The organism is Rhodococcus sp. UNC23MFCrub1.1, assembly GCF_000686025.1.
Classification (GTDB): Bacteria; Actinomycetota; Actinomycetes; order Mycobacteriales; family Mycobacteriaceae; genus Rhodococcoides.
In genome coordinates, this window is the sequence record NZ_JMLQ01000009.1 from 112,521 (window position 1) to 123,015 (window position 10,495).

10 protein-coding genes are annotated in these 10,495 nt (G+C 68.8%); 4 read left to right on the top strand and 6 right to left on the bottom strand.

Annotation, left to right across the window (positions count from 1 at the left end; genetic code table 11):
• Window positions 1-8 precede the first annotated feature (8 nt).
• Window positions 9-1,034, bottom strand: coding sequence for a YlbL family protein (locus tag BR07_RS0119255; protein WP_027506822.1), 1,026 nt, complete (start codon window positions 1,032-1,034; stop codon window positions 9-11).
• A gap of 133 nt (window positions 1,035-1,167) precedes the next feature.
• Between BR07_RS0119255 and BR07_RS0119260 the strand changes: the two genes are divergently transcribed.
• The 3 genes from BR07_RS0119260 (at window position 1,168) to BR07_RS0119270 (ending at window position 4,946) form a co-directional block, all read left to right on the top strand.
• A complete protein-coding gene (locus BR07_RS0119260; protein WP_027506823.1) occupies window positions 1,168-2,547 on the top strand; it encodes a zinc-dependent metalloprotease in 1,380 nt (459 codons plus the stop codon).
• A 124-nt stretch (window positions 2,548-2,671) separates the two neighbouring features.
• Window positions 2,672-3,553: a hypothetical protein gene (locus BR07_RS0119265; protein ID WP_051613596.1), complete on the top strand. Its 882-nt coding sequence runs from the start codon at window positions 2,672-2,674 to the stop codon at window positions 3,551-3,553.
• 82 nt (window positions 3,554-3,635) lie between these two features.
• On the top strand, window positions 3,636-4,946 hold the full coding sequence (locus tag BR07_RS0119270) for an ABC1 kinase family protein (protein WP_027506825.1): 1,311 nt from the start codon (window positions 3,636-3,638) through the stop codon (window positions 4,944-4,946).
• Between the two features lie 23 nt (window positions 4,947-4,969).
• Here the strand turns inward: BR07_RS0119270 and BR07_RS25530 are convergent, their stop codons facing one another.
• From BR07_RS25530 to BR07_RS0119285, 3 genes are all read right to left on the bottom strand, one after another.
• Window positions 4,970-5,314 carry a WhiB family transcriptional regulator gene (locus tag BR07_RS25530; RefSeq protein WP_155957109.1) on the bottom strand — a complete coding sequence of 115 codons (345 nt, stop codon included), beginning with the start codon at window positions 5,312-5,314 and terminating at the stop codon, window positions 4,970-4,972.
• 151 nt (window positions 5,315-5,465) lie between these two features.
• Window positions 5,466-5,717 carry a hypothetical protein gene (locus BR07_RS0119280; protein ID WP_027506826.1) on the bottom strand — a complete coding sequence of 84 codons (252 nt, stop codon included), beginning with the start codon at window positions 5,715-5,717 and terminating at the stop codon, window positions 5,466-5,468.
• A gap of 89 nt (window positions 5,718-5,806) precedes the next feature.
• Entirely contained in the window at window positions 5,807-7,936 is a 2,130-nt protein-coding gene (locus tag BR07_RS0119285; RefSeq protein WP_027506827.1) for an ATP-dependent DNA helicase UvrD2, read from the bottom strand.
• A gap of 136 nt (window positions 7,937-8,072) precedes the next feature.
• On the opposite strand from BR07_RS0119285, the gene BR07_RS0119295 reads away from it, so the two are divergent.
• Entirely contained in the window at window positions 8,073-8,300 is a 228-nt protein-coding gene (locus BR07_RS0119295; protein WP_037186837.1) for a mycoredoxin, read from the top strand.
• A 20-nt stretch (window positions 8,301-8,320) separates the two neighbouring features.
• On the opposite strand, the gene nudC is transcribed toward BR07_RS0119295, so the two are convergent.
• Both nudC and BR07_RS0119305 read right to left on the bottom strand, forming a co-directional pair.
• A complete protein-coding gene (gene nudC / locus BR07_RS0119300) occupies window positions 8,321-9,196 on the bottom strand; it encodes an NAD(+) diphosphatase (protein WP_037186840.1) in 876 nt (291 codons plus the stop codon).
• An 87-nt stretch (window positions 9,197-9,283) separates the two neighbouring features.
• Window positions 9,284-10,354, bottom strand: coding sequence for a potassium channel family protein (locus BR07_RS0119305; RefSeq protein WP_027506830.1), 1,071 nt, complete (start codon window positions 10,352-10,354; stop codon window positions 9,284-9,286).
• Window positions 10,355-10,495 lie beyond the last annotated feature (141 nt).

Here is a 10,495-nt window from a genome sequence, read left to right on the forward strand (position 1 = left end):
CCGGATCGTCACGAGCAGGACGGGGCGTCTCCCCCACCGGCCAGAGCGTCGAGCGACCCGATCGCATCGTCCAGGCTCGTGACCTTCACCAGGCGTAGCCCCTCCGGCGTCCGCGGCGCCGCCTCGGCGCAGTTGTCCGCGGGAACGAGGAAGATCGTCGCGCCGGCCTCGCGTGCGGCGACCAACTTGTACGGGATCCCGCCGATGGGACCCACCACGCCGTCGGCGTCGATCGTTCCCGTGCCGGCGACGAAGGCACCGCCGCTGAGGTCGCCGGGACTGAGCTTGTCCACCACCGCCAGCGAGAACATCAGTCCGGCGGACGGGCCGCCGACGTCGGCGAGATTGAACTCCACGGTGAACGGCACGTCCGGTGTCTCATCCGGGGTGATGCCGAGATAGCCGCGCTCGGCGTCGTCCGGACGGGCGGCGACGGTGACGTTCTCCGTCGTCGTCGCGCCGTCCCGCGTGACGTCCACCGAGATGGTCGTGCCGGGATTCACGGCACCGACAGCCTTCTGGACGTCGGCCACAGTGGACACGGGCGCGCCGTCGATCGCGGTCACTCGGTCACCCTCCTCGAGGACGCCCGCCGCGGGGCTGTCGTCGCCGATCTGCGCGACCGTGAGCACCGTGGGCAGTCCGAGGTGATCCAAGGCGGCGAGTTCCGCACTGTCCTCGGATTCCGCGAAGTCGGCCTGGTTGGCGTTCTCGACCTCTTCTCGGCTGCGATCGGGCGGGTAGATCTCGTCGCGCGGGACCAGCCCCTGCCTGCCGCTGAGCCAGAGGCCGAGGGCGTCGAACACCGTCAACTCGTCCCGCACCGCCACGGTCGTCATGTTCAGGTGGCCGGACGGCCGATCGACGTCGGTGCCCTGGACGTCCACGACGGGCTTGCCATCCACCTCACCGAGTGTGTCGAACGTCGGTCCGGGCCCGAGGGCCGCGAACGGAACGGTGACCGCAGATCCCAGAACTCCGAGGACGACCACCGGCAACAGAGCGACCAGGAGCGTCGCGATCCTTCGATTCACGTCACCACAGTAGAGAACGACACCGTCAACGCTGTCGGGGAGACGCGTCGACGTCGCCCGGGGCGTCGCTGTGTTCGCGCTCGGCGCACTCGGCATCGCCGCCGAACCCGTGTTCGGCTTGTACCGTTGAACCATGACCAACACGCCTTTCGGATTCTCCAATTCCGACGACGACCCGGACAAGAACGAGGGGTCGAGCGGCGGCTCCGGCACGCCCGGAGGTGGTGCCGGCGGATTCGGTTTCGGCGCCGAGGGTTTCGATCCGGCGGCGCTCGGCCAGATGTTCACGCAGATGGGTCAGATGTTCAGCGGGATGGGATCCGGTGCCACGTCCGGACCGGTGAACTACGACCTGGCGAAGAAGCTGGCCCTCCAGCAGATCGGGTCCACCACCCCCGTGCGGGAGGGATCGAAGTCCGCCGTCGTCGACGCGGCGCACCTGGCGGAGCAGTGGCTGAACGAGGCCACCATCCTCCCGGCCGGCGCGGTACGCACCGAGGCGTGGACTCCGCAGGAATGGTTGGACAACACGCTCGACACGTGGAAGCGGTTGTGCGATCCCGTCGCCGAGCAGATCTCCGGCATGTGGACCTCCGCGTTGCCGCCGGAGGCGCAACAGATGGTCGGTCCGATGATCGGCATGCTCGGTCAGATGGGCGGTATGGCGTTCGGCTCACAGCTGGGCCAGGCCCTGGGCCAGCTCGCCAAGGAGGTCCTCACCTCGACCGACATCGGCCTGCCGCTCGGCCCCTCGGACACTGCGGCGCTGCTTCCCGACGCCGTCGCGGTGTTCAGCGAGGGCACCGAGCTGCCCGAGCGCGAGGTGCTGGTGTTCCTGGCCGCGCGCGAGGTCGCCCACCACCGTCTCTACTCGCACGTGCCGTGGCTGCGTCAGCGCGTTCTGGCCACCGTCGAGGAGTACGCGCGCGGCATTCGGATGGACTTCGGTGCCATCGAGGAGGCGGCCCGCGGTATCGATCCGTCCGCGCTCACCGACCCGAGCCAGCTGGAGAAGATCCTGCAGCAGGGTGCGTTCGAGCCGCAGACGACCCCGGAGCAGAAGGCGGCCCTGGAGCGCCTCGAGACACTGCTGGCCCTCGTCGAGGGGTGGGTGGACACGGTGGTGACCACCGCTCTGGGCGAGCGGCTGCCGGGAGCGTCCGCGCTGTCGGAGACGATGCGGCGCCGTCGCGCGTCCGGCGGCCCGGCCGAGCAGACCTTCGCGACGCTCATCGGCCTCGAATTGCGGCCGCGCAAGGTGCGTGAAGCAGCCGATCTGTGGCGTCGACTGACCGACGCTGCGGGTATCGACGGCCGCGACGGTGTGTGGGCCCACCCCGATCTGCTGCCCGACACCGCGGACCTCGACGACTCGTCGTCCTTCATCGATCGCATCGTGGGCGGGGACACCGGGTCCTTCGACGACCCCATCGCTCAGCTCGAGGAGTTCGAGCGCAAGCGCGCGGCCGAGAAGAAGGCCGAGGGAGACGACGAGGGCCCCGCCCCCGTCTGATTCCGCCGACCTGGGACTTCCCGGCGCCCGCGTGACTGCGTCGCAGGTCGGAGCGCCGCACACCTGTGGACAAGCGGCGCGGGACACCCCCCGTCCGCAGTGTGGGGCGTGCCATCGTCTGCGCATGACGGAGACACGCCACGCGAGCTCGCCCGAGATCGCCCGCACGCGCGCCGACCGGGACGGCCTCCCGCACCTGGCCGAATCGGTCACGCTCCTCGTGCGCCGAGACGGTCGTCTGCAGGTCGGCTGGCATCCCGAGCGCCGGGTGGTCCTCACCCCGCCGGACGGCGTGACACCGGCCGTCATGGCCTCGGTGCTGCGTCTCCTGGACGGACGACGGTCGATACCCGACGTCTACTGGCGTGCAGCCGAACTCGGCGTGGACGCGGCAGTGCTCACCGCGGTGCAGGCCGAACTCGAACGACTGGGCGTGCTCGGACGTCGTCGTCCGCGGTCGTCCGCCGTCCGCACGGTCCTCGTTCTGGGACGCGGTCCCCTGTCGGATGCGGTGTCCATCGGGTTGTCCCCGACGGGCCGCGTCCAGCGCCGGCACGTGTCGCTCCCCCACAGACACGCGGACGTCGACTGCGTGGTCGTGGCGGACACCGTGCTCTGTGCTCCCGAGGTCTCCCGGGTGCTCATGGACGACGGCATCCCGCACCTTCCCGTGCGGCTGCGCGACGGCGTCGGCGTGGTGGGTCCGCTCGTCCTGCCCGGACACACGCCCTGCCTCGAGTGCGTCGAGCTGACGCGGTGCGACTACGACCGGGAATGGCCGCACCTCGCCGCGCAGCTACTCGGCACCGTCGGGTCCGCGAGCGGCGCCACCATCGCCGCCACCGCGGCGTTCGCGGTCGCGCAGGTCACCGAGTTCCTCGACGCACACGCGGACTCGCCCGCACCGATGACCGTCGGGCACAGCCTGGAGGTGGACCTCGTCGCCGCGGTCACCCGCCGTCGCCGATGGCCGCGTCACCTGTTGTGCACCTGCGCTCGTCGGTGACGGACGGTGTGACGTGTCACGGATGCGCGGCCGGTCTCGACCGGTCGCGGCGCGTCGGCCGATCGTCAGACATGATGGAGTCATGCCCGACATCCCCCGCAGCAGTTCCGCCCGGACAGCCAAGCTGGCCAGCATCCCCCTCGGGATGGCAGGCCGCGCAGCGATGGGCTTCGGACGCAAACTCGCGGGCGGAAATCGTGCGGAGATCGACGCCGAACTCAGCGCCAAGGCCGCCCAACAGATGTTTGCCGTCCTCGGCGAACTCAAGGGCGGAGCGATGAAGTTGGGGCAGGCTCTCAGCGTCATGGAGGCGGCCGTACCCGAGGAGATGGCAGAGCCCTACCGCGAGGCGCTGACCAAGCTGCAGGCCGAGGCGCCCCCGATGCCGATCGCGACGGTCCACCGGGTGATGGATCAACAGCTCGGCACCGGGTGGCGCTCGCGCATCTCCGACTTCGACGACACGGCCACCGCGTCGGCCTCCATCGGGCAGGTGCACAGAGCGACCTGGTCCGACGGTCGCGACGTGGCGGTCAAGATCCAGTACCCGGGTGCGGACGAGGCACTGAAGGCCGACCTCAAGACGCTGTCGCGTTTCGTCGGCATCCTCGGCACCATCGTGCCGGGTACCGACGTGAAGGCCGTCCTCGACGAGATGTCGGCGCGCACGGAGGAGGAACTCGACTACCGGATCGAAGGCGAGAACCAGCGTGCGTTCGCCGCGGTCTACGACGGGGACGAGAGATTCGCCGTGCCTCGTGTCGTGGCGAGTGCTCCCAAGGTGGTCATCACGGAGTGGATGGAAGGAACGTCACTCTCCTCCGTCATCGCCACCGGAACCGCGGAGCAGCGCAACACCGCCGGCGAGAACCTGGCCCGCTTCCACTTCGAATCGGCGGAGCGCGTCCGCCGCATCCACGGCGATCCGCACCCCGGCAACTTCAAATTGCTCGCCGACGGCAGGCTCGGCGTCATCGACTTCGGTGCGTGCCTCACTCTCCCCGACGGTCTGCCCCCGGAACTCGGTCGGATGGTGCGACTCTCGCGCGACGAGGAGTTCGACGAGCTGACGGAACTGCTGCGCGAGACGGGATTCGTGATTCCCGGCCGCGAGGTCACCGAGCAGGAGATCGCCGACTATCTCCGCCCCTTCACCGATCCGATCAAGACCGAGTCGTTCCACTTCACTCGAAAGTGGCTGCAGGGCACGGCAGGCAAGGCCGCGGACTTCAACGGTCCGCAGTTCCGTACGGCCCGGTCCCTCAATCTGCCGCCGCGGTACGCGGTGATCTTCCGCGTTCTCCTGGGATCGGTGGGCATCTGCGCCCAGCTCGACGCGAATGCTCCGTACATGGCGATTCTCACCGAGTGGATGCCCGGGTTCGCCGAGTAGCCGGGCGACACCCGCACCGACCGTCAAGCACAGACGACGGACGGTGCGGGTGAAACCGGGTTCTTGCGGGGACGGCCGCGAGACCGCTTGCGCGCGATGACGACTCCCTGATCGAAGATCTCGCCGCCCCACACTCCCCACGGCTCGGCACGGTCGAGCGCCGCGTCGAGGCACCCCGACCTGATGGGGCAGTGTGCGCACAGCTGCTTGGCGCGTTCGAGACGGTCGGGCGACTCGGCGAACCAGAGATCCGGATCGGCTCGGCGGCACGGCAACTGATCTGCGACGAAGTCGTCGATGGCGGCCACGGACCGGTCGGTCGTGGTGTCGTCGGTGCGGCATGTCGTCCGGGTGGTGGCGGGTGACACGTCGTTCTCCTCTTCTGCTGCGATTCACGGTGGTGTCGAACTCGACAGATCTGGCGAGATCCGTGAACGGCGTCGAGGGGTGTCCCACGACGAAGGCCACGGTTCGCAGGTGCGAATCCGTGGCCTTCGACGAAGGAATGCTGTGCGGTGCCTATCGAGTGATGTCCCGATCGACTCCGGTGCCCACGGATGCGCGATGCGCCCAGCGCTCGCGGTGACGGCGCGGCAAGGGTGCCACTCCGAAACCGGTCGTGCTCAGTGCGATTGCTTCGGCGACTGCGCCGGCTTTGTTCATGCCGGTGCTGCAGACGGCAGACTTCTGCTGCAGAAGCGCTGCGGTGGTGTAGATCTCCACGGGTGACACCTCCTTCGGCGGCGAGTCGGAATCGAGCAGGTCACGCACCGGAAACCCTCACGGGGCGCGCGGTACGAAATACACAGTAAACGGCTGCCTCAGACCGCACAACCCTTTTTCGACCTGCGGAGATGCGCTCACTCGGTGGCGGAGAGACGGGCGTCGACGAGCGCCAAGACGTCGGCTCCGAACCGCTCGAGCTTCTTCGCCCCGATACCCGGGATCGCGACGAGCCCGCGATCATCGCGTGGCCGTTGCTCCGCGATGGCGGTCAGCGTGTTGTCGCTGAAGACCACGTAGGCAGGAACCTTGAGCGCTTTCGACGTCTCCGACCGCCAGGTCCGCAGGGATTCGAGCAGAGCGATGTCGACGTCGGACGGGCAGTTCTCACACCGGCCGAGCATGGTGGCCACCGTGCCGATGACGGGCTTGCCGCACACACGGCAGACCGGCCGCTTCTTGTGGACGGTGGGTGCGGCGATGCGCGATGCGGGCGACGACTCGGGAACCAGGTCGACCAGGAACCGCGAACGCCGACGAGACTTGCGACCGCCCTCGTTGCGGGCCAGCGCCCAGGACAGTTCGAGGTGCTCCCTGGCGCGCGTCACACCCACGTACAACAGGCGACGCTCCTCCTCCACCGCGGCCTCGTCGGGCGACGAGTTGTTGTCTCCCAGAGCGTGACTGATGGGCAGCGTGCCGTCGGTGAGACCGACGAGGAAGACCGCGTCCCATTCGAGTCCCTTGGCGGCGTGCAGTGACGCCAGCGTCACCCCCTCCACCACCGGAGGGTGCCGAGCCTCCGCGCGCATCGCGAACTCACGCACCAGTCCCTCGAGATCGAGATCGGGTACCTGGACGACGAGATCCTCGGTCAGCGCGACGAGAGCCCGCAACGCAGCCCACTTCTCCCGCGCCTGAGCACCGTTGGGTTCCGTCGCCGACAGTCCCAGTGGAGCCAGCACCGCCTCCACGAGCCGCGGCAGGCCGGCCCCGCTGCGTGCGTCGGACGGCAGGTCGTCCCGGGCGGCGCTCGATCGAACGGCGGCGACGGCCGACCGGACGTCCTGCCGCTGGAAGAAGCTCTCGCCGCCGCGGATCTGATACGGAATTGCCAGATCCGTCAGCGCCTTCTCGTGCGCCTCGGAATGAGCGTTGATGCGATAGAGCACAGCGATCTCGGACGGCGCCGTGCCGGTACGGATCAACCGTTGAACGGTGCGCGCGACTCCCGCTGCCTCGGACACCTCGTCGTCGTACTCCACGAAGGTGGGGTCCCGTCCCGCCGCGCGCTGTCCGATGAGCTGGAGCCGTGTCCCCGCGATGCGCCCCTTCGCCGCGCCGATGACCTTGTTGGCGAGCTCGACGACCTCCGGAGTGGACCGGTAGTCGCGCTCGAGGCGCACCACCGTCGCCTCCGGGAACCGCCGCGAGAAGTCGAGCAGGAACCGCGGTGTGGCCCCGGTGAAGGAGTAGATGGTCTGGTTGGCGTCGCCGACCACCGTCAGGTCGTCCCGATCGCCCAGCCAGGCGTCCAACACACGCTGCTGCAGTGGAGTGACGTCCTGGTATTCGTCCACGACGAAGCACCGGTACCGCTCGCGGAACTCCTGTGCGACGGACGGGCTGTTCTCGAGCGCCGCCGCCGTGTGCAGCAGCAGATCGTCGAAGTCGAGGAGCACAGCATCGGGGTCGCGATTCTTGAGTTCCTCGTAACCCTCGTAGACCGCGGCGACACGATCCGCGTCGGTCGGCGTGTCGCGGTGCAGCCGCGCGGCGGCGGCCGGATAGTCCTCGGGCGCGATCAGCGAGGCCTTGGCCCACTCGATCTCACCCGCCAGGTCGCGGACACTGTCGGTGGACGTCGAGACGCCGGCAGCGGAGGCGGCCTGCCCGACGACGCCGAACTTGCGATCCAGCAGACGCCAGTCCGTGTTTCCCACGACCTGCGGCCAGAAGTACTTGAGCTGCCGCATCGCGGCGGCATGGAACGTGCGCGCCTGCACCTGCCCGTCGGACGACTGCCCCCGGATACCGAGGACGCGGAGCCGTTCGCGCATCTCCCCCGCAGCTCGCGCGGTGAACGTGACGGCGAGGACCTGACTCGGCTTGACGTGCCCGTCCGCGACGAGGTGGGCGATGCGACGGGTGATCGTCCTGGTCTTGCCGGTTCCTGCACCCGCGAGCACACACACGGGGCCTCGCGGAGCGAGCACGGCGGCCGACTGTTCGGGGTCGAGACCCTCCACCGCATCCCTGTCGTTCACGTGGCCATCATGTCAGCCCGCACCGACACCGCCGGCGCGCCCACCGCCCGATCGGAACAACCGTCGATGACTCCGCGTTGAGAGTTCCGTGACCACAGCACAGCAGAAAGACACAGCCCACGTGCCCGCAGTGACGATGTACTCGACGACCTGGTGCGGCTACTGCCGACGTCTCAAGACGCAGCTCGACGAGAACGGCATCGCCTACACGGAGATCGACATCGAGAAGGATCCCGCGTCCGCCGAGTTCGTCGGGAGCGTCAACAACGGAAACCACGTCGTGCCGACTCTGAAGTACGCCGACGGCTCCACTGCGACCAACCCCAGCCTCGCGCAGGTCAAGAAGGCCATCGGCCTGAACTGAGCCGCGGGCGCTCGCGTTCGTCAGGACTCGAGCGCCGCCCACGACTCCACCATCGCGCGGGCGATGGAGATGCTTCCCGGAAGCAGGAGCGGAGCGTCCTTCGAGGCGCTCCAGTCCCCGGCGGCGAGGGCGGTGCGTATCTCGTCACGGGTGAACCATCGCGCCTCCGCGATCTCACCGTCGTTGAACGACAGCGGTTGTGCAGCGTTCGCGCGCGCCGCGAACCCGATCATCACCGAGCGCGGGAACGGCCAGGGTTGACTGCCGAGATAGGTGATGTCGGACACGTCGAGACCGACCTCCTCGCCCACCTCGCGGCTCACGCACGTCTCGAGCGACTCCCCCGCCTCCACGAAACCGGCGAGCACCGACATCCGACGCTCCGGCCACATCGGCTGGCGTGCGAGGAGGACGCGGTCCGCCCCGTCGTGCACGAGGACGATGATCGCCGGGTCGGACCGAGGCCACTCCTCGTGGCCCGTGAGGGTGCTGGTGCGGGACCACCCCGCCGACGAGAGCACGGTCGGTGATCCGTCGCGCGCACTGAACGCCGCTGACCGGTGCCAGTTCAACAACGCCACCGCCGTCACGACCAGCCCCGCCGACGACTCCGTGAGGACGTCGCCGAACGACCGCAGATCCGTCACCTCGCCGGCGAGTGCGAAGACGGAGACCGCCCAGACGTGGTGGTCGTCGACGACTCCCAGGAACACCGCGTCCTCCGGCGGCGAGTCCGCCGTGTCGACGGCCGGCACGAGCGCCACTCGACCGTCCTCGACCGGCACGCGACCCTGACTGTCCACACGCAACAGCCGTGCGGTGGGCCACCCTGCGGCGAGTGCCGCGTCGTCGCGACGCAATTCCTCGGCGCGGTCGATCGGGGAACGCGAGAGCATGGGCTCGGACAGAAGTCGGAAGGACACGTCACGACCCTACTGACCGGGTCCGACTGCGGCAGATCCGGTGCACCGCAGTGCGGCTGGTCAGTTGGAGACGCGTCGGATGTAGAGCAGTCTGTCGTCCGCCTCGATCGCATCGACCTCGGGCGAACCGACCCGCACCAGGCGACCGTCACGGACAACACCGAGCACGATGTCCGACAGGTGGCGGGGCGATCCGCCGACCTCGTCGCGTTCGACCTCGCGCTCGGCGATCGCGAAGCCCGCCTCGGGGGTCAGCAGATCCTCCATCATCTCCACGACGCTCGGCGTGGTCGTCGCGATGCCCAGCAGTCGCCCGGCGGTCTCCGAGGAGACCACCACGGAATCGGCGCCCGACTGGCGCAGGAGATGCACGTTCTCCGCCTCGCGCACCGCGGCCACGATCTTCGCCTTGGGCGCGATCTCCCGCGCCGTGAGCGTCACCAGCACGGCGGTGTCGTCCCGGTTGGTCGCGACGATGATCGACGCGGCGTACTGAGCACCGGTCAGGCGCAGGACGTCCGACCGGGTGGCCGAGCCCTGCACGGTCACCAGGCCCAGGTTGCTCGCCGCGTCCAGGGACGACTGATCGGTGTCGACGACCACGATGTCCGAGGCCGACACCCCGTCTCCGAGCATCGCGGCGATCGCGGTGCGACCCTTCGTGCCGTACCCGACGACCACGGTGTGATTGCGCACGTTGCGCCTCCATCGCTGAATCTTGAACGCCTGGCGCGAACGTTCGGTGAGCACTGACAGGGTGGTGCCGACGAGCAGGATCAGGAAGAAGACGCGCAGCGGCGTGATGACCAGGATGTTCACCAGGCGCGCGGACGGGGTGATGGGCGCGATGTCGCCGTAGCCGGTGGTCGACAGCGACACGGTCGTGTAATAGAAAGCGTCGAGGAAGGACAGCTGATTGTCCTGGTTGTCGGCGTACCCGTCCCGGTCCACGTAGACGACCATGGCGGCCACGAAGAGCGTGGCGAGCGCGATGATGATGCGCTGGTAGATCGCCCGCCAGGGGCTCTGCTCGAACTCCGGGATCCGCAGGACACCCACCAGTGCGAAGTCGGGGCGATCCGTGAGTCCGGTGTCGGTGTTCAGCAGCCGATTCCGCAACCGTCCTGCCATGAATGTGGTCCTCGTCCGTCGCTCGTGGTCGTCGATCCGCCTCGTCGGCTGCCGTGACTGTATCGGAGCATCGAGCCGCCGACCCCCATCAGTCGCTGCAGAACTCCGGTGCTCCACCGTCCTGTTGGCAACGAGCAGACG

Coding starts and splice junctions, on each gene's coding strand:
- BR07_RS0119265 (WP_051613596.1), top strand. CDS start 2,672: ATGACGGAGACACGCCACGCGAGCTCGCCCGAGATCGCCCGCACGCGC.
- BR07_RS0119260 (WP_027506823.1), top strand. CDS start 1,168: ATGACCAACACGCCTTTCGGATTCTCCAATTCCGACGACGACCCGGAC.
- BR07_RS0119270 (WP_027506825.1), top strand. CDS start 3,636: ATGCCCGACATCCCCCGCAGCAGTTCCGCCCGGACAGCCAAGCTGGCC.
- BR07_RS0119305 (WP_027506830.1), bottom strand. CDS start 10,354: ATGGCAGGACGGTTGCGGAATCGGCTGCTGAACACCGACACCGGACTC.
- nudC (WP_037186840.1), bottom strand. CDS start 9,196: ATGCTCTCGCGTTCCCCGATCGACCGCGCCGAGGAATTGCGTCGCGAC.
- BR07_RS0119295 (WP_037186837.1), top strand. CDS start 8,073: ATGTACTCGACGACCTGGTGCGGCTACTGCCGACGTCTCAAGACGCAG.